We start from the raw sequence: 16,848 nt of genomic DNA on the forward strand, positions 1-16,848 counted from the left end.
CGTCTCAGGCGAGCCGTTGCGACAGCTGTTCGGCAATCTCGTTCAGGACCTTCAGCTGCGTGGCGTTGAGCTGGGTGGCGCCGTGCTCGTCGATCAGACCCTCGGCGGAGCCGAGATCGAGCGGCGTGGTGAGATCGAGGTCGCCCAGGGCGGCCACCAGCGCCTCGGTCGATTCCGTCACCAGCCGGTCGAGCTCGACGGCCGGCGTCGACTCGTCGATGAGGTCGAACCGCTCGTAGATCGAGCCGAACGCCGCCGTCACCGCGGGTTCGGCGAGACGCTCGTGGAGGTCCTCGAGCAGCCGCGACGCCTCCTCGCCACCGAGGTGCGCGAGCAGCAGCACCTGCTCCCGCTCGAGCTTGGCCATCCGTGGCGGCAGGCCGACCGCGAGCGCGGCATGGGTGGCCAACTCCGGTGGCAGGTCGGGCGAGGCACCGCCCGCGCGCAGCGCCGCGATGACGGCTCGCTGTCGCGTCAGACGGTCGATCTGCGCCGCGAGCTCCGCGTCGAGGGACGCCAACCGCGAGTCGTGGTCGGCGTCGTCGTCGAGCGGCAGGTCCTGCAGGGCGAACCCGAGGTCGGCCAGCCGCTTGATCCGGAGCACGCGGACGAGATGGCCGACGCCGTACTCGCGGTAGCCGTTGAGGCTGCGCGGGGGCTCCTCGAGGATGCCGATCTGGTGATAGTGCCGGATCGTCCGTACCGTCACGCCCGCGAGCTCGGCGAGCTCTCCGCTACGCATCGATGGTCTCCGGTTCGATCGGCCCGAGGTCGCGCAGCGCGGGGCCCACGACTGCGACGACCGATGTCACGCCCCACAGTGCCACGAAGCCGAGCGCGGCCGCAGTGAGGCTGACGTGCTCGATCACGACCGCGGCGAGCAGGATCGCTGCAGGGGCCGCCGCCGTGACGAGAGCGTTCTGGGCGCCCATCACCCGCCCGAGCGCGGTCTCCGGGACGCCGCTGACCGTCAGCAGGCCGAGCAGCGCACCGCACAGCCCGCTGCCGAGACCCAGCACGAAGCCCGCGGCGAAGAGCAGCAAGGTCGGCGGAAGCAGGCCGACGACCGTGAAGCCGAGCGACGACACCAGCAGACCGGTGGCCAGCCAGGTACGCCGCGTGAACCGGTGGGCCAGCACGACGTAGACGGCGCTGCCGACGAGCAGGCCCGCCGCGATCGAGGTCAGCACGAAACCGAGGAGCCCGGGCCGGTCGATGCGGGTGAAGTGCACCGGCAGGATCAGCGCCTGGAACGCGGACAGCACCATGACCGAGAACAGCATCAACCCGGTCACCATCGCGACGACGCGGGTCCGGGTCAGGAGTCGCCACCCCTCGACGAACTCGGCCCACGCCCCGAGCGGCTCGGTGGCGGGCACGTCCTCGGTGCGGCCGACTCGGCGCGGGATGGCGAGGGTCAGCAGCGCGGCGAGCAGCGAGGTGCCGGCGGTGATCCACAGCACCGTCGATCCCTCGAACAGGGTCATCAGCAGGCCCGCGACGGCCGGACCGATCAGCAGCGAGATGCTGCCGAGCGACTCGCGCACCCCGACGAGCCTCTCGAGGGAGAGGCTCGAGTCCCGCGCGATGCCTGGCAGGAGGGCCTCGCGCGCGGTCATCCCCGGGACGTCGCCGAGCGAACCGATGATCCCGAACAGGACGAACCAGGCGACCTCGAGTCCCGCCAGCGCGTCCACGATCGGCAGGGCCGCGATCGACGCGGCCGAGACGAGGTCCGTGAGCACCGAGGAGGTCACGCGGTTGATCCGGTCGATGACCACACCCATGAACAATCCCGCCAGCACCGCGGGCACTGCGGTGGCCGCCGCCACCCAGCCCGCCGAGATCGCACTTCCCGTCAGCTGGAGGACGATCAGCGGCAGGGCGATGGCTGCGATCGAGTTGCCGAGGACCGAGACGAAGTAGGAGCCGAGGTAGAGCACTGGTGTCCGCATGTCCCCCAGTCCAAACCCTGACGTCGCGTCATGGTCAAACCCGCTCCGTGTGGCCTCGACGACGAGGTCGCGGTTCTGTCGGTGGAGCCCACTATGTTGGGTGCATGAGTTCGAATCGTGCGGTCGTGGCCGGTGACGCGGTCCGTCGCGCGCGGGCGGTCGCCGAGTGCGAGGAGTGGGAGTTCGTCGCGTCGTTCCACTGCCAGCAGGTCGCTGAGATCGACCGGAGCGACGAGGTCCTGCTGACCAAGGAGCTGGCCCGGCGCGAGGTGACGTTGGAGTTGGCCCAGGCGCTACGGATCACCGAGCACCGGGCGTGGGCGATGGTCCACGAGGCGGCCACGATCCGCCAGAAGGTCCCCGGCATCTGGTCGTCGTTCCGGGCCGGCGACATCGACGCCGGACGGGTCTCGGCGATCGCCGACACCGCCGAACGACTGGAGACGCCCGAGGCACGTGCGGCGCTGGAAGCCTCCGCACCGGCTTACGCCGCCACCCACACCCTCACCGAGCTCCGGGCGTGGTTGCGGCGCCTGCGCGCACGCCTCGAACCGGACCAGACCCAAGCCGAGATCACCCAGGCGGTCGAGGAACGACGCGTGTCGATCACCCACAACGACGACGGCACCTCCTGGCTCAACGCACTGCTGCCCACCGGCGTCGCCGTCGCCGTCGGCGAACGACTCCGCCGAGCCGCCAAGGCACTGCCCCCGACCGATCCCGACACCGGCGAGCGGGACCGGCGCACCCGCGACCAGAAGCACGCCGCCCTGGTCGGACACTGGCTCACCTCGTGCACCGGCACCGCCACCGACATCCGCGCCGAGATCGCCATCAGCATCCCGGCGACCGACCTCGTCGGACACACCAGCGGACCCGGCATCACCCTCGACGGCGAACCCGTCACGGCCGCCTGGGTTCGCGAACTCGCCACCTCCGAACACACGATCTTGCGCCGACTCGTCCTCGACCCCCTCGGCCACGTCCTGGACACCGAGGTCCTCACCTACCGACCACCGGAGAGACTGCGCCAAGCGCTGCGATGGAGAGACGGCAGCTGTCGCGTCGCCGGGTGCCGAGCGCCCGTCCACGACACCGACCTCGACCACGCCCAGGCTTACGACGCGGGCGGTTCCACCTCCGGATCGAACCTGCGATGCCTGTGCCGCAAACACCACAACATGAAGTCCCACGGCCATCTCGACGACCGCCACCTCGACACGCCCCTGCGGCACGTCGAGCGCTACGCCATGGCCCCGGTCTGACCCGCCGATACGACCGCGCCACGCGCACCCTGCGCGTGCGGTTCCGACCCCTTGACGCACTACTCAGTACTGCTATCTACTGGTACTCAACAACACTGAGTAGTAGGAGTGACGTGGGCAAGCAGATGACCGAGATGCTCAAGGGCACCCTCGAGGGGATCGTCCTGGCGATCCTGTCGGCGCGTCCGGCGTACGGCTACGAGATCACCTCGAGGCTGCGCGACCAGGGTTTCACCGACATCGCCGAGGGCACGGTCTACGCGCTGCTCATCCGGATCGAGAAGCGCGGCCTGGTCGACGTCGAGAAGGTCCCGTCCGAGAAGGGCCCGCCGCGCAAGGTCTACTCGCTCAACGCTCAGGGAAAGCAGTACCTCGACGAGTTCTGGGAGACGTGGGGCTTCCTGGCGCAACGACTCGAACAACTCCACGAAGGAGGAAAGTGACATGACGAACCCGATCACGCGGATGTTCGGCGAGAAGAAGCAGTGGCGGCAGTACAAGACGCGCGTGGCCGCGCTCCCCCAGCCGTACCGCGCGGCGGCGGAGGCGATCGAGCACTACCTCCTGCGGGTGGGCGCGATCTTCGTGAGCGATGCCGACGGGCTGCTGCAGATGTTCGATGATCTCGCCGACCTGTTCGAGCAGAGTGCCGCTGACGGCACCCCGGTCCGCGACATCGTGGGCGACGACCCGGTCGCGTTCGTGGAGGACTTCATCACCAACTACCCCTCCGGCCGCTGGCTCACCAAGGAGCGCGAGCGGCTGAACGAGTCGATCGCGGCCGTCGAGTCATGAGTGCCATCGCCGCACGTGGGCTCCGGAAGTCCTTCGGCGAGGTGGAGGTGTTGCGTGGGGTCGACCTCGAGGTCGCGCCCGGCAGCGTCTTGGCCCTGCTCGGGTCGAACGGGGCGGGCAAGACGACGCTCGTGCGGATCCTGGCCACCCTGCTGCGCGCCGACGCCGGCGAGGTCACGGTGGCCGGATTCGACGTTGCCACCCAGGGGGCCGACGTGCGCGGGGCGATCAGCCTCACGGGCCAGTTCGCAGCCGTGGACGACGTGCTGACCGGGCGCGAGAACCTGGTCCTGGTCGCCCGGCTGCGGCACCTGCCCGACCCGGGGACGGTGGCGGACGAGCTGCTCCGGCGGTTCGACCTCACCGGGGCCGGCGGGCGTCGTGCCTCGACCTACTCCGGCGGCATGCGCCGTCGCCTCGACATCGCCATGAGCCTCATCGGCAGTCCGCCGGTGATCTTCCTCGACGAGCCGACCACGGGCCTGGACCCGCAGGCACGGCTCGAGGTGTGGCAGACGGTCAAGGCGCTCGCCGACGGAGGCACCACGGTGCTGCTCACGACGCAGCACCTCGACGAGGCCGAGCAGTTGGCCGACCGCATCGCGATCCTGCACGAGGGCCGGATCATCGCCGACGGCACGCTGGCCGAGCTCAAGCGGCTGCTGCCACCGGCGAAGGTCGAGTACGTCGAGAAGCAGCCGAGCCTCGAGGACGTGTTCCTCGCGATCACCGGCACGCCCGAGGAGACACCATGACCAAGCACTTCGTCGGCGACACCGCCGCGCTGACCGGCCGCTCGCTGCGCCACGTCCTGCGCAGCCCGGACACGATCATCACCACCACGGTCATGCCGATCATGTTCATGCTGCTGTTCGTCTACGTGTTCGGGGGCGCCATCGACGTCGGCACGGAGGCGTACGTCGACTACCTGCTGCCGGGGATCTTGCTGATCACCGTGGCCTCGGGCATCGCGTACACCGCGTTCCGGCTGTTCATGGACCTGCAGGGCGGGATCTTCGAGAGGTTCCAGTCGATGCCCGTCGCCCGCTCGTCGGTGTTGTGGGCCCACGTGCTGACCTCGCTCGTGGCGAACTTCGTGTCGCTCGCGGTCGTGGTGGCCGTGGCGCTGCTGATGGGGTTCCGCTCCGGTGCAGGCCCGCTCGCCTGGCTCGGCGTGCTGACCCTGCTGGTGCTGTTCACGCTCGCGCTGACCTGGCTGGCGGTCGTCCCCGGTCTCACTGCGAAGACCATCGATGGCGCCAGCGCGTTCGCCTACCCGCTGATCTTCCTGCCGTTCCTGAGCTCCGCGTTCGTGCCGACGGAGACGATGCCCGGCCCGGTCCGTGCCTTCGCGGAGAACCAGCCGGTGACGTCCATCGTCGACGCGATCCGCGGCCTGCTCGACCAGCAGCCGGTCGGCAGCGACTTCGTGGCGGCGGTCGCATGGTGCGTCGCCCTCCTCATCGTCGCGTACGTGCTCGCGATGGCCGTCTACCGCCGCAAGCTCTCCTGAGGATCAGCGACTGAGCCGGACAGGGCCCGGCAGCGACAGCTTGTCGGGGTTCCGCACGATGTGCATCGTCGTGACGACGCCGGCCTCGACCACGGCCGTCGCGATCGCGGTCACCTCGCCCGCCTGGCGGAACACCAGGCCGTTCTCGCCGTTGATCCACACCGTCTCCAGCCGGATGTCCGCCGGCAGCACGGCCGAGAGGAAGCGCAGCACCTTGTCGCGACCGAGGATCGGCCGACGCGCCGCGCTGGCCTTCCCGCCCCCGTCGCTGATCAGCACGACGTCCGGCGAGATCACGTCCAGCAGCTGCTGTAGATCACCCTCGGCGATGGCGCGCTGGAACCGGATCAGCACCTCGGTGCGCTCCTGCGACGTGACCTCCGACCGTGGCCGCCGCGCCGCCACGTGCGCGCGGGCCCGGCGGGCGATCTGGCGCACGTTCTCGGGCGTGCGGTCCACCGCGGCGGCGATCTCGTCGTACGGCACGTCGAAGACCTCGCGCAGGACGAAGACGGCACGCTCGGTGCTGCCCAGCGTCTCGAGGACGAGCAACATCGCGGTCGACACCGACTCGGCCAGGGCGATGTCGTCGGCGACGTCCGGGACCGTCTCGAGTGGCTCGGGCAGCCACGGGCCGACGTACGACTCGCGCTGCCGCGACAGCGTGCGCAGGCGGTTGAGGGCGAGGCGCGTGGCGATCCGGACGAGGTAGGCGCGCGGCTCCCGGACGTCCTCGCGGTCGTCCGCGCTCCAGCGCAGCCATGCCTCCTGCACCACGTCCTCGGCGTCCGCGGCCGAGCCGAGCATCTCGTAGGCCACGGTGAACAGCAGCGGGCGGTGCGCCGTGAACTCGGCGAGGACGTCGGTCACCGCGCGTCCGCCAGGGGCAGCTCGCACACGTCGCTGAAGCCCTGGCTGGCCAGGCCCGCGGCGGAGTTGAAGCGCGATCGTTGGTTCTCCACGGCCACCATCATGGTCAGTTCCACCAGCGCTTTGTCACCCAAAGCGTCGCGCAGGCCCGCGACCTGATCGTCCGTCACGGTCGGCGGCGTGGCCGTCATCGCCTCCGCGTAGGCCATGACCTCGCGCTCGAGGGGTGTGAACACGTCCGAGTCCCGCCAGCGCGGCACCTCACGCACCTTGCCCTCGTCGAGGCCCTCGCCGTGGGCGACGTAGTACCCGAAGTCCAGGCACCAGCTGCACCCGATGCTGGCGGCCGACGCCATCACCGCGAACGTCTTCAGGTGCGGGTCGAGGGCGTTCCACGTGCTCACCCGCCGCTCCCACGCCAGGACGGCGCGCAGCAGCTTCGTGTGGTGCCACATCACGGGAACGATGTCGGGGACGCGTCCGTACATGCGCCGGGTGGCCGCCGCGACGGCACGGGCCGCCGGCGAGGTCATGGGCGCGGCGGGGATGCGGAACGAGCTGGTCATGACGTCTCCTTCGTCGGACCTCGGGCGAGGTCGTTTCGACATGGAGACACCGGCCGTGCCCGTTCCGTGACACGTGACGCAGGATGGCCCCATGACGTCCTCGCCCCAGCCGCGCTGGTTCACCGACACCCAGCCCGGCCACTCGCAGTGGTTCATCGAGCGCTTCCGCACCCTCGAGGCCGAGGGGGCCGACCTGCTCGGCGAGGCCCGGTTCGCCGACATGATGGCCCAACGGGGATCGCGCATCCTCGACGCGGGCTGTGGCGCGGGACGGATGGCCGCGGCGCTGCACGCCGCCGGCCACCAGGCCTACGGGGTCGACGTCGACCCCGAGCTGATCGCCGCCGCCGAGACCGACCACCCGGGCCCGACCTACGGCGTCGTCGACCTGAGCGAGCTGACCCTCGCGGACGTCGGCGGAGCACCGATGGACCTCGTGATCTCCGCCGGGAACGTCATGGTCTTCCTCGCGCCCGGGACGGAGCTGCGGGTCCTCGAGCGGCTCTGCGCCGTCACCCGCGAGGGCGGTCGCGTGGTCCTGGGCTTCCGGCGCGAGGCGTCCTACCCCTTCGAGCAGTACGACGCCCACCTCGCCGACCTCGCCGAGCGCGGGGTCGCCCGGGTCGAGCACCGCTTCTCGACGTGGCACCTCGATCCGTTCGAGGAGGGCTCCGACTTCGCCGTCACCGTCCTGAGGCGCGGGTCGGCGCCATTGGACGTAGCGTGAGGGAAACCCACCTCGAAGGAGTCACCTGATGAAGCTGAGCCACGTCCCGCTGCGACTCGCCACCGGCGCATTCATCCTCAACAGCGGACTGTCCAAGCGGAACCTGCCTCCCGAGGCGGCCGAGGGACTCCAGGGCATGGCCGCCAACGGCGTTCCGCAGGTGAAGAGCATGGACCCGCAGACGTTCGGCAAGGCGCTCAGCGCCGGCGAGATCGCCCTCGGCGCCGCCCTGCTCACCCCGTTCGTCCCCGCGACCATGGCCGGTGCCGCGCTGACCGCGTTCGGTGGCGGCCTCGTCAAGATGTACCTGAACACCCCGGGCATGACCGCCGAGGGCTCGAGCTTCCGCCCGAGCCAGGACGGCACCGCCCTGGCGAAGGACATCTGGCTCGTCGGCGCGGGTCTGAGCCTGCTGATCAGCGGCCTGACGTCGCGCAAGTCCATCAAGATCTGAGCCGAGTCAACGCCCCTGGGAGCGCGAGAACGTCACGTGGACGACTCCGCTCTCGGGGGCGGTCTCCGTGTGCGACGCGTGGGTCACCTCGAGTCCGCGCAGGTCGTCCCACAGCCGGATGCCGTCGCCGAGGATCATCGGCGTGATGCCGACGTGGAGGTCGTCCACGAGTCCGGCCCTGAGGAAGTCCCGGGCGACGGTGGGCCCACCACCGACCCGCACGTCGCCGTCGTCCGCCACCGCCACGGCCCGCTCGAGCGCCTCCTGGGGCGTGGCCTCGATGAAGTGGAAGGTCGTCCCGTTGTCGAACCGGAGGTCGGGGAGCGACTGGTGCGTGAGGACGAACACGGGGCACCGGAACGGCGGCTCGTCTCCCCACCAGCCGCGCCAGTCGGGGTCGTCGGGGAACGTGTGCAGCCCGAACATGCCGGCGCCCATGATCTCGGCGCCGACCTGGTCGAAGTAGGCGGAGGCGTACTTCTCGTCGACGCCGGTCGTCCCGGCGCCACTGGTGTCGCCGAGGACGCGCTCACGGAAGGTGCGCGTGGCGGTGTACGCCGCGACGAGTCGCATCCAGTCCTCCCCGATCGGGTTCTCCGGTGTCCCGTCGGTCGTCGTGGCGAACCCGTCGAGCGAGATGTTCAGATCGACGCGCACCCGCATGGTCGTCTCCTCAGGTCGGTGTGCGCCCCAGTGTGAACTCCTCGGCGCCCGGTGACCAGACCTCAGCGTGGGCCGAGCAATCGCTCGGCCAGCTCTCGCGCGCGCCATGAGCGCGTCCCCGTCGTCGATGCCCCGGTGCGCGATCGCGCCCTCCAGCGGTCTGCCAGCAGGCGGCGCACCGCTCGCTTGTGGGCGCGGACCATGTCCTGCGCCGGATGGTCCGACGGCAATTCACCTGCCGCGTTGAGGAAGGCGCAACCACGATCGGTGGACACCGCGTCGTCGACGTAGGCGTCGAAGACGGCCAACGCGCGAGGGTCCGGTGCCGTCGAGAGTCGCTCCTCCACGGCGTGGATGCCCCGCCGATACAGCTCGGAGGCGTCGCTCATCCACCCACGACCCTGAGGAGGGCAGACGAAGAGCGGCCCCGGTGCGTCGGGGCCGCTCTCCGGTCAGCTCAGAAGCGCGAGAGCGGCTTCGGCGTGGCGTAGCCGAAGGTCGCGTTCTCGGCGAAGGCGTTGACCCCGAACGTGGCGTTCAGTGCATCCGCCGCGGTCTTGGTCAGCGTCAGCTTGACGGCACCGAGGTCACGGCGATCCGAGGCCCGCACCTTGAACAGGTCGACACGGCCGACGTTGCCGACGGTCCCGTTGACCCTGCCGCTCACCCGCAGGCGGGCGAGATCGATGTTGAAGCGCGACACGGTGATCGTCGCGGAGCCGGCGCTCAGGTTCAGGCCGCCGCTGTGCTTGATCCGCAGGCCCCGCAGGCGGTACCCGGTGATCGGGAACTTCGCGGCCAGCGTGCCCTTGAAGGCCCCCGCCTTCGCACCCTGGACCGGAGCAGGCGTGATGCCGGCGGTACCGATGAGGTCGTACACGGCGGGCGCGACGACCACCCGCGTGTACCCGACCTTCGTGCTGGATCGCTGGGCCGTGGCGGCCTCGGCCGGCGACCCCACGAGACCGGTCATGCCTGCTGTCAACACCAGTGCCAGCAGGGCAAGGATTGTCTTCTTCATGATTTCCCCATTTCAGCGGCCGGGACCTCCGACCTCCTATGCGTGGTTCGGTGCGGTCACCGAACCGGATGGGACAAATCCGAAGAAAAATGTGCGACAGGTCACTCTGTTTTTGGGATGAGCAGGAACGGCGTTCCGCCCACGGACCTCAGCAAGAAAAGGTCGACGAAGGTCATGCCGACGACAGTGCCGTCGGAGCCTGCACGGAGCTCGTCGCGGACCCAGCGCCACGGCCGGGGCGCGTCGGCCGCGTACTCGACCACGAGGGCGGGCTTCCCGTCGGCCAACGAGACCCCCGAAGTCAGCGTCATCGGCAGCGTCTCGGCCACGCTGCCTCCACGCCACACGAGGTTCATGCCCGCGGCGCCACCACCCGCGCGAACGAACCGCTTCCCGTACCAGTGCCGCAACCCGATCAGGCCGAGACCGACGGGCGCGATCCGGGTCAGCGGAGGGACGAACGTGGCGGCCAGGTCGCCCGCCGTGACGTGGAGGACCTCATCCACCTCGAGGTGCCGCAGCGACGACCACTCGCGCCGCAGGGACAAGGCGTTCTGCTTCATGGGCTCTCCGAGAGGACGGGACCGTCCGCCGACGGGAACCGGGACGCGAAGCGCTCGGCCAGGGCGGTGATGGTCAGGGAAGGGTTCACGCCGAGATTGGCGGGGATGACGGAGGCGTCGGCGACGTAGAGGCCGGGGTGGCCGTGGACCTCGTGGTTCGTGTCCACGACCCCGTCGGCCGCTGTCGCGCCCATCACGGCGCCACCGAGGATGTGCGCGGTGACCGACAGCCCGCCGACCGACTCGCCCAGCAGGTTCAGCGGCCGCCCACCGGAGGCCTCGGCGAAGGCGCGAGTGACCTCGTTCGCGACGGGCAGGTTGCTGGGCGGGCGCGCTCCACCGGTCAGCCTGGACCGCAGCACCCGGCGCCACGGTCGCAACGGTGAGCGGCGGTGGTCGAGGGCGAACTCGCTGTCGAGGCGCTGCATCGTCGTGAGGACGGTCAGCCGATTCAGGAAGCGGTGGGCGGTCATCAGCCGCAGCTGTCGCAACGGCGACCCGAGGATCGAGAGCACGACGCGGCGGGCGCGACGGCCGGGATCGTCGTCGTCGACCATCGGACCCAGCTGGGCGCGCATGTGCCAACCGCCCATGTAGCGGTTCTGCGTCGTGTGGGTGCGCTCGTCGGGATGGAAGTCGCTCGAGATCGTCGGTCCGCGCGAGAGGTCGTCGCCGCGGGGCTGCAGGACGGCGGTGAGCGCCTCGGAGTTCGTCCGTACGTGCTGACCCAGCTGGTCCGAGATCCGCGACAGGGCTCCGGTCTCGCGGCAGCGGTGGAGCAGCTCGACGGTGCCCAGGACGCCCGCGGCGAGGACGACCCGGCGAGCCCGGACGGTCGACTCGCGCCCGCGCTCCCACGGGTGGCGTGTCACGAGCTCGTACCCGCCGTCGACGGGTCGCACCGAGACGACCTCGGTCTCGGGGCGCACCTCGACGCCGCGCTTCTCGGCCAGGAAGAGGTAGTTGAGGGTCAGCTGGTTCTTGGCGCCGTAGGGGCAACCGAGCAGGCACTCGCCGCAGAGCCGGCAGCCCGTCCGGTCGGGGCCTTCGCCGTCGAAGTACGGGTCCGGCTCGGTGACGCCGGGGCGGCCGAAGAAGATCGCCGACGGCACCGGGCCGAACGTCGCCTCCGCGCCGACCGCCTTCGCCGCGGAGTGGAGGTGGTCGTCCATCTCGCCGTGGTGCGGGTTGGTGACCCGGCCGAGCATCCGCGCGGCGCGGTCGAGATGGGGCGCGAGCTCGGTCTTCCAGTCGACACCGAGGGCCGACAGAGCGGGCTCGCCGTAGAACTCGTCACCGGGTTCGAGCAGGACACCGGCCCAGACGATCGAGCCACCCCCGACGCCGGACCCGCCGATGATCGCCATGTGGCGGAAGATGCGCTGCCAGAAGAACCCGCGCATCCCGGCCCGCGGCGCCCAGAGATACGCGCGCGGGTCGCGCCGGGCCGCGAGCAGGTCGGCATCGCTGAGCCGGCGGCCCTTCTCGAGCACCAGCACCGAGTGCCCGGCCTCGGTCAGACGCAGCGCGGAGACCGCTCCCCCGAAGCCACTCCCGACCACGACGACATCGGCGTCCCAGCGCCCGAGAGGATCCACGCGCTCAACCTAGTGTGAGCGCGGTCACCTCGATGCCCATTCAGGCGGTCGCCAGCGCGCGAGCCTCGGCGTGGGCCTCGTCCGAGTGGTCGTGCAGTGCCGCGAAGTCGCGCAGCTCGTCACGCCCGGCCCGGGTCGCCCGCAGCGCGTTGGCGATCGCCACCAGGTCGACGACCTCCTGCAGCAGCGCGCCGACGATCGCCGGGATGACGCCGAACGCGGCGACGAGCATCAGCACGACCGAGAGGGCGATGCCGACCCAGATCGACTCCTTCGCGACCCGCAGGGTGCGCTGGCCGACCGACACCGCGACCGCCGCGCGCGAGATGTCGTCCCGGACGATGACGACGTCGGCGGACTGGGAGGCGGCGGTCGAGCCACGCGCACCCATCGCGACACCGACGTCGGCCACCGCGAGGACGGGCGCGTCGTTGACGCCGTCACCGACCATCATCACCGGGCCAGGCTCGGCGTCGCGGACGATCCGGACCTTGTCCTCGGGCAGCAGCTCGGCCTCGACGCGGGTGACGCCAACTTGGGCGGCAATGTGAGACGCGGTGAGGGCCGCGTCGCCGGTGAGGATCATCCGCTGGCGGACCCCGAGTCGGTCCAGCTCGTCGAGGGTCGCCCGGGCGTTGGCCCGGAGCCGGTCGGAGATGAGCAGGACGCCGGCGAAGACACCGTCGACGCCCACGTAGACGGCGGACTCCCCCGGTTCGAGGTCGGCGACCTCGAACCCGGTCGTGTGGTCGCGGACGAACGAGCCCTTGCCGACGACGACCTCGCGACCCTCCAACACCGCCGTCACGCCGTGGGTCGCTATCTCGCGGGCCTCCGTTGCGGGGACCAGGCGCAGTCCGCGTGCCTCGGCCGCCTCCCGGATGGAGTCGGCCAGGACGTGACCGGAGTACTGCTCGGCCGAGCCGGTGATCCGCAGCAGCTCGTCCTCGTCGAGGACCGGCCGCCCGTCCGCTCCTCGTGCCGGCCGGACCTCTAGCAGCTCGGGACGGCCGTACGTCAGGGTGCCGGTCTTGTCGAAGGCTGCGGTGCGGACCCGACCGAGAGTCTCGATCGTGCCACCGGACTTGACGATGACGCCGTTCTTGGCGGCACGGGACATGCCCGCCAGGAAGGCCACGGGAGCCGCGATCAGCAGCGGGCACGGGGTGGCGACGACGAGCACCTCGGCGAAGCGGACGGGATCGCCCGAGAGCCACCAGGCGAGGCCGCCGATCAGGTACGCGACGATCGTGAACGGCACGGCGTAGCGGTCGGCCAGCCGCACCATCGGCGCGCGAGACTCGGAGGCTTCCCGCACCAGGGAAAGAATGCGGGAGTACTGCGAGTCCTGGGCGGTCGCCGTCGCCTCGAGCACCACGGCGCGTTGGCCGTTGAGCACGCCGGAGAGGATCTCGTCGCCGGTCCGCCGGCTGACGGGAAGCGGCTCGCCGGTCAGCGACGACTCGTCGAAGCCGGCCTCGATCGCCCGCCCGTCCGAGTCGGTGGAGAGGATGCCGTCGACGGGCACCACCTCGGCAGGCCGCACCAGCAGCCGATCGCCGACGGAGATGCTCTCCATCGCGACGTCGCGCGGCGTGCCGTCGGGCAACAGCAGGTGGGCGACCTGCGGCGCGCGTTCCAGGAGAGCCGACAGACTCCGCTTCGCCCGCCCGGCCGCGTAGTCCTCGAGTGCCTCGCCGCCGGTGAGCATCAGGCACACGACCAGCGCTGCGAGGTACTCCCCGACGAGCAGGGTCGAGGCGATGGCCGTCACGGCCAGGATGTCGATGCCCCAGTGCCCGTGCAGGAGGTCCTTGACCATCCCGATCGAGACCTTGACCAGGACGACTGCGCCGAACACCGAGGCCAGCCACTGGGCGGCGTCAGGGGCTCCGAAGAGCTCGAGTGCCAGGGTGCCTGCCAATGCCGCCAGAGTGGCGACCACCCACGGATGAGCCTTGGCCAACTCCCAGGTCCTCATGCTTGTCGCCTCGCCCCCGCGCGTTCTCGGATCGGATCACCCAACATTCCAGCAGATCCACGCATCGCGGCGGTCGCCGGTCAGTTCCAAAAGGGATATTTGTCGGCGCATCTGCGTAGGTTTCCACCCGAGGTCAAGAGAGCCACCCACGCCTCCGGACAGTGGTGGCCGGCAACCGCGTCGCCCGACACGGTGCCCTCCGGAGAAGACCAGGGCCGTCCCGACCGGGACGACCAAGTCGGGCACATCCGTGCCCTCGAGAGAGGAGCCACAATGGCCGAACACCGCACCCGCGACGAACTGAACGAGTTGTTGCGCCACGCGCACTTCATCGCCGTCGGCAAGGGGCACACCGCGAGGTACGTCGAGAAGAACTACCCCGGCTGGCACTGGAACGAGCTGATCGCGATCCTTCGCATCGGCGGGGTGCTGCACAAGGACGAGAACGAGCGACTCCGGTGCGACCCGAAGGTCATCAGCATCCGGTTCGGACGTGGCTCGACGTTCCACGTCGAGTGGGACTGGATGATCCCGGATCGTCCGAGGCCCAGCTGACCCCGTGGCCGGTGCGTTCGACGCCGTCCTTCAAGTCGACCGAGGATGGAACGCGCGGCGCCCATCGCGACGTCCGTCGAACGGCATTCGGCGAAGGCTCAGGATGACAACTCGAGGATCCGCGCGCCGAGCGCCACGAGGTCCGGGTGGAGGTTTGCGGATCGAGCAGCTCGCATCGTCGCCATCTCGATGGCTTCGTCTACCAAATGGGCGTCGTCGGGTAGGAAACCCTTTCCTCGCAGCCACTTCTTGATGTTCCTCGGCGGCTGAGGAGCGGCGTCCCTTCGCCACTGGTCCAGGAGTCTGTCCCAACTCTCATCCTCACTCAGTACCGATGCCGGCTCGAGGTAGCAGATGATGTCCGGCTGGGACAGGCCGAAGAACTCGACACGGTCGAGGATCCCCAGCTCGACTGCACGCAGGGCGAACTGATGGATGAAGAGGAACGAGTCATTGGAATTGCCGAGTGAGCGGAGTTCCGCCAATACAGCAGCGCGGCTCTCCGGGTTCCCCCCTGCGACGGCCTCTTGAAGGCGTCCGAACACGTCTGTGACCAGTTCATGGTCGAGTTCGTCCAGGACGACGAGAAGCTTCGCATCGGAGTAGTCGATCAATGCCCTCGCCTCGGCAAGAGACCGAAGGCGGGTCCCGCCGTGCATCGGCAGGATCACGGCTGATCCGGAACTCAGCTCATCACTGAGGCAACCGTTGAGAACCCATTCATCGTGGATACCCTCCACGACCACCGTGACTCGAGACAGGGACCATAGATCGCCCACGTTGAGCCCGAGCCCGTCGGCCGTCGCTCGGGCAACTGTCCCGTCCGCCATGTTCAGTCGTACGGGACGCGTCACCATCGCATTCGCGCTGTCACGAGTGACGAAGCTCACCGACACGTGCGGAGACCGGAGGAGCGCCGGCGAATGCGTCGCCACCAACGCACTCGCGCCGACGTCTCGGCACATATTGTCCAATGCGGTGCCCAGGTTGGCCTCCATCGACCGGTGCAGGCCGGCCTCCGGCTCGTCACACACCAGGAGTACGGGAGTGTGACCGAATTCCTTACCGTGAGGCGGTCGGGGTCGCAGGTCCGATTGCAAGCCATCCATGTACTCGGCTAATTCTGTCGCGAAGAACGCCCAGCGCCGTTGCGCATGGGAGGCAACGGTCAAGGCGTGACCCGCCATAGTCCACCGCGCAAGGCGCCCGCTGAACCAATCGCTCGGCTCACCCCAGGCGAACGCCAACTCGAGGTCCTCCGGGAGTAGACGGTGCAACAGCGTGTTGGCACCATCGACGTACGTGTTGAAGGCATCGAGCAGATCCGGATCGATGTCGGTGGTTCCCCAGTCGAGAAGTTCACCTGTAGCGATCACGTCCTTCAACCAGTCGATGAGCTCACGCGCTCGCTCATCCATCCGGTCTGGTGAACTCACAAGATCGCCGGCGAGGTGAACCAATGAGGCGTCGACTTCGCCCAGATCGATGTCGACGGGAACCGGCAACTCCGAAGAAGGTTCCTCGATGACCGAATCAAGGGAAGACGCAGCGAGGTAGCTCGCGTCGAAGAGCTTTTGATCCGGTGAGATCGGCCGACCCGATCGCACGAGGGATGCCTCGTGCCGCCAGGCTTCCCGTTCCTCCCTGAGCGCGCGGCGCGCGTCCGGGTTGGACATCGGACACGCCAGTTTCGCCCGCCACTTACCCCGCCCCATGGCGCGCAGGGTTAACGTGCGAGCACGCACAGCCATCTCGACGAGGTCCTTGTGCGGCGCATACACCGATCCCAGATCCTGCCTCGTATGACCGGGATTGACGCGAGCGAAGTCATCAGCCTCGAGGAGATCGGCAGCCATGCTCGCCGCTAGGGCATTCACCACCAAGTCCTCGTTCGGATCGAGTTCCGGGTACGGAAGTGCGTGGTCTCGCAGACCTCGGACGACGTCCTGTTGATGCCGAAGCAGTGAGCCGGCCAAGTGGTGGACACTTGTCGACTCCCAATCGGCGAAGGTGCTGCGCAGCGGTCGCAATTCGATATGGACGTCCATGACAGAGCCCTCGAGGTCCGGGGCGTTTCCCGTCAGAGCATCGACAACCAGACCCAGGAGGTGGGTCTTTCCCGCACCGTTGAGACCGTAGAGCGCATTGACGCCGTCGCGAAACACGAAGTGCACCGGATCCTTGACACCCCCGACGTTCCCGATGGTCACGCCTAGAATGTCGTAGTAGGTACCTCGAATCGGCATCCGCCGAGTCTAGAAGCACGGGGGCCCCGCAGAGCCCCGAACGCCGCACATTCACGGAGGCGAGGGTGCCGCGCCG

At 69.4% G+C, this 16,848-nt stretch carries 19 protein-coding genes and 1 riboswitch; of the genes, 8 read left to right on the forward strand and 11 right to left on the reverse strand.

All coding sequences use genetic code 11. From position 1 onward, the window contains the following. Positions 1-4: 4 nt before the first annotated feature. Together H9L21_RS11140 and H9L21_RS11145 are read right to left on the reverse strand one after the other, a co-directional pair. Entirely contained in the window at positions 5-742 is a 738-nt protein-coding gene (locus H9L21_RS11140; RefSeq protein ID WP_154596834.1) for a MerR family transcriptional regulator, read from the reverse strand. Then, complete coding sequence (locus tag H9L21_RS11145) at positions 735-1,955, reverse strand: MFS transporter (protein WP_154596833.1); 1,221 nt, start codon at positions 1,953-1,955, stop codon at positions 735-737. The genes H9L21_RS11140 and H9L21_RS11145 overlap by 8 nt, the downstream gene beginning before the upstream one ends. A gap of 104 nt (positions 1,956-2,059) precedes the next feature. Between H9L21_RS11145 and H9L21_RS11150 the strand changes: the two genes are divergently transcribed. From H9L21_RS11150 to H9L21_RS11170, 5 genes are all read left to right on the forward strand, one after another. Next, positions 2,060-3,220, forward strand: coding sequence for an HNH endonuclease signature motif containing protein (locus H9L21_RS11150; protein ID WP_154596832.1), 1,161 nt, complete (start codon positions 2,060-2,062; stop codon positions 3,218-3,220). A gap of 113 nt (positions 3,221-3,333) precedes the next feature. Next, positions 3,334-3,663, forward strand: coding sequence for a PadR family transcriptional regulator (locus H9L21_RS11155; protein ID WP_187411467.1), 330 nt, complete (start codon positions 3,334-3,336; stop codon positions 3,661-3,663). Position 3,664: 1 nt separating this feature from the next. Beyond that, entirely contained in the window at positions 3,665-4,015 is a 351-nt protein-coding gene (locus H9L21_RS11160; RefSeq protein WP_154596831.1) for a DUF1048 domain-containing protein, read from the forward strand. Beyond that, on the forward strand, positions 4,012-4,770 hold the full coding sequence (locus H9L21_RS11165) for an ABC transporter ATP-binding protein (protein ID WP_154596830.1): 759 nt from the start codon (positions 4,012-4,014) through the stop codon (positions 4,768-4,770). The genes H9L21_RS11160 and H9L21_RS11165 overlap by 4 nt, the downstream gene beginning before the upstream one ends. Continuing rightward, positions 4,767-5,528 (forward strand): ABC transporter permease, encoded by a 762-nt coding sequence (locus tag H9L21_RS11170; protein WP_154596829.1) that lies wholly within the window; start codon positions 4,767-4,769, stop codon positions 5,526-5,528. Before H9L21_RS11165 ends, H9L21_RS11170 begins: the two co-directional genes overlap by 4 nt. Before the next feature lie 3 nt (positions 5,529-5,531). On the opposite strand, the gene H9L21_RS11175 is transcribed toward H9L21_RS11170, so the two are convergent. Together H9L21_RS11175 and H9L21_RS11180 are read right to left on the reverse strand one after the other, a co-directional pair. Next, positions 5,532-6,398: an RNA polymerase sigma-70 factor gene (locus H9L21_RS11175; RefSeq protein ID WP_222865769.1), complete on the reverse strand. Its 867-nt coding sequence runs from the start codon at positions 6,396-6,398 to the stop codon at positions 5,532-5,534. Continuing rightward, positions 6,395-6,964: a carboxymuconolactone decarboxylase family protein gene (locus H9L21_RS11180; protein WP_154596828.1), complete on the reverse strand. Its 570-nt coding sequence runs from the start codon at positions 6,962-6,964 to the stop codon at positions 6,395-6,397. Before H9L21_RS11180 ends, H9L21_RS11175 begins: the two co-directional genes overlap by 4 nt. Before the next feature lie 91 nt (positions 6,965-7,055). Between H9L21_RS11180 and H9L21_RS11185 the strand changes: the two genes are divergently transcribed. Together H9L21_RS11185 and H9L21_RS11190 are read left to right on the forward strand one after the other, a co-directional pair. After that, the gene (locus tag H9L21_RS11185; protein ID WP_154596827.1) at positions 7,056-7,691 is read left to right on the forward strand and encodes a class I SAM-dependent methyltransferase; all 636 of its coding nucleotides are present in this window, start codon (positions 7,056-7,058) and stop codon (positions 7,689-7,691) included. Positions 7,692-7,719: 28 nt separating this feature from the next. Then, positions 7,720-8,145 carry a hypothetical protein gene (locus tag H9L21_RS11190; RefSeq protein ID WP_154596826.1) on the forward strand — a complete coding sequence of 142 codons (426 nt, stop codon included), beginning with the start codon at positions 7,720-7,722 and terminating at the stop codon, positions 8,143-8,145. A gap of 6 nt (positions 8,146-8,151) precedes the next feature. Here the strand turns inward: H9L21_RS11190 and H9L21_RS11195 are convergent, their stop codons facing one another. The 6 genes from H9L21_RS11195 to H9L21_RS11220 form a co-directional block, all read right to left on the reverse strand. Then, positions 8,152-8,808: a dihydrofolate reductase family protein gene (locus H9L21_RS11195; protein ID WP_154596825.1), complete on the reverse strand. Its 657-nt coding sequence runs from the start codon at positions 8,806-8,808 to the stop codon at positions 8,152-8,154. Between the two features lie 62 nt (positions 8,809-8,870). Then, positions 8,871-9,197, reverse strand: a complete 327-nt coding sequence (locus H9L21_RS11200; protein ID WP_154596824.1) for a hypothetical protein — start codon at positions 9,195-9,197, stop codon at positions 8,871-8,873. A 68-nt stretch (positions 9,198-9,265) separates the two neighbouring features. Beyond that, positions 9,266-9,829, reverse strand: coding sequence for a hypothetical protein (locus H9L21_RS11205; RefSeq protein ID WP_154596823.1), 564 nt, complete (start codon positions 9,827-9,829; stop codon positions 9,266-9,268). A gap of 101 nt (positions 9,830-9,930) precedes the next feature. Further along, a complete protein-coding gene (locus H9L21_RS11210; protein ID WP_154596822.1) occupies positions 9,931-10,392 on the reverse strand; it encodes a hypothetical protein in 462 nt (153 codons plus the stop codon). Continuing rightward, positions 10,389-11,990, reverse strand: a complete 1,602-nt coding sequence (locus H9L21_RS11215) for a GMC oxidoreductase (RefSeq protein ID WP_187411469.1) — start codon at positions 11,988-11,990, stop codon at positions 10,389-10,391. Before H9L21_RS11215 ends, H9L21_RS11210 begins: the two co-directional genes overlap by 4 nt. A gap of 40 nt (positions 11,991-12,030) precedes the next feature. After that, positions 12,031-13,971, reverse strand: coding sequence for a heavy metal translocating P-type ATPase (locus H9L21_RS11220; protein WP_154596821.1), 1,941 nt, complete (start codon positions 13,969-13,971; stop codon positions 12,031-12,033). Between the two features lie 131 nt (positions 13,972-14,102). Then, positions 14,103-14,217: riboswitch (SAM riboswitch) on the forward strand. Between the two features lie 27 nt (positions 14,218-14,244). Here H9L21_RS11220 and H9L21_RS11225 point away from each other — a divergent pair. Beyond that, on the forward strand, positions 14,245-14,526 hold the full coding sequence (locus H9L21_RS11225; protein ID WP_154596820.1) for a hypothetical protein: 282 nt from the start codon (positions 14,245-14,247) through the stop codon (positions 14,524-14,526). A 98-nt stretch (positions 14,527-14,624) separates the two neighbouring features. On the opposite strand, the gene H9L21_RS11230 is transcribed toward H9L21_RS11225, so the two are convergent. Continuing rightward, positions 14,625-16,772, reverse strand: coding sequence for a hypothetical protein (locus tag H9L21_RS11230; protein ID WP_154596819.1), 2,148 nt, complete (start codon positions 16,770-16,772; stop codon positions 14,625-14,627). Between the last annotated feature and the right edge of the window lie 76 nt (positions 16,773-16,848).

Source organism: Aeromicrobium senzhongii, assembly GCF_014334735.1.
Taxonomy (GTDB): domain Bacteria; phylum Actinomycetota; class Actinomycetes; order Propionibacteriales; family Nocardioidaceae; genus Aeromicrobium; species Aeromicrobium senzhongii.